Source organism: Acidiphilium sp. 20-67-58, assembly GCF_002255515.1.
GTDB lineage: Bacteria > Pseudomonadota > Alphaproteobacteria > Acetobacterales > Acetobacteraceae > Acidiphilium.
In genome coordinates this window covers 1-1243 of record NZ_NCAS01000102.1, presented here as the reverse complement: position 1 = coordinate 1243, position 1243 = coordinate 1, and the positions used below count along the sequence as shown (strand labels likewise).

At 59.6% G+C, this 1243-nt stretch carries 2 protein-coding genes; one reads left to right on the top strand and one right to left on the bottom strand.

Annotated features, from left to right (window positions below):
* Window positions 1–500, bottom strand: a 500-nt coding sequence (locus B7Z76_RS16145) for a recombinase family protein (protein ID WP_291345285.1), incomplete at its 3' end; no start/stop codon positions are given.
* Window positions 501–599: 99 nt separating this feature from the next.
* Here B7Z76_RS16145 and B7Z76_RS16140 point away from each other — a divergent pair.
* On the top strand, window positions 600–1243 hold a 644-nt coding region (locus B7Z76_RS16140), incomplete at its 3' end, for a DUF4158 domain-containing protein (RefSeq protein WP_291345284.1).

Sequence of the window (1243 nt, the reverse complement as noted above, 5' to 3'; positions counted from 1 at the left end):
GCATCGAGCTTCTTGCGACGCCCACCGATGCGACCTTCGGCGCGGGCGGCTGCAAGGCCGGCGGAGGTCCGTTCCCGGATCATGGCACGCTCGAACTCGGCGAAGCTGCCGACCATCTGCATCATCATTCGGCCAGCCGGCGTCGTGGTGTCGATGTTCTCGGTTAGCGACCGGAAGCCTGCCCCGGCCTCCGCGATGCGCTCCATGATGTGCAGCACGTCCTTCAGTGAGCGTGACAGCCGGTCGAGCTTCCAGACAACGACGGTATCCCCCTCCCGCAGATGATCAAGCAGTCGATGCAGCTCGGGTCGATCCCACCGTCCTCCAGACGCTGTCTCCTCAAACAAACGCCGGCAACCGGCAACCTTGAGCGCCTTTGTTTGCAGAGCGTTGTTCTGCTCGTCACCCTTGGACACACGGGCATAGCCAAGCAATACACCGACACTTGCTGGCTTGGTTGATTTCACAAACGGTCGTTTGCGAACGGTTTTCACGGTCACGGCAATTCCTCGGAATTTTCCTTTCAATATCCTGTTGCAGAATTGCTTTAAAAGGCAAGCAGTTTATGAACGGCGTGCCATCATTGACGGGACGCCAAGATGTCTACCCGCACCCTGCTATCCTCAGAGCAGCGAATCCGCCTGTTCTCGATCCCAACGGATCTCTCCGAGATGGTCCGTCATTTCACCCTCGGTATGGATGACCTCGCGCTCATCCGCACGAAGCGGCGTTCGGTTAATCGGCTCGGCTGCGCGGTCCAGCTATGCCTTCTTCGATATCCGGGGTTTGGCTTGGGGCCTACCACCCAGCCACCAGCGGCCATGATCGCCTTTGTAGCCCATCAAATTGGTGTGCCAGCAGCCATTTTTGCTGATTATGCAGACAGGGACCAGACACGCCGTGGGCATGCCGTGGAACTACAGAAATACCTGGGCCTGCGCAGCTTCGGGCTGAACGATTGGCGCAGTTCGCTCCGCATCGGCTGTGATGTGGCATGGGCTACTGATCGGGGAGAACCCATCATCCTGGCGATCCTTGCGCATCTGAGGACGATCGGCGTCGTGCTTCCCCCGGCGATGGTGCTTGAGCGGATTGGATTGGCCGCCCGTGCCCAAGCTCGCAAGAAAACATTCGAAGCGCTGGCAACCGGGATGTCCGATGCGGAGCGAGCCGCTCTGACCGAACTGCTGACGGTTGATCCCGAGCTGCGCCGCTCCCGTTTCGCCTGGCTACGGGATTATTC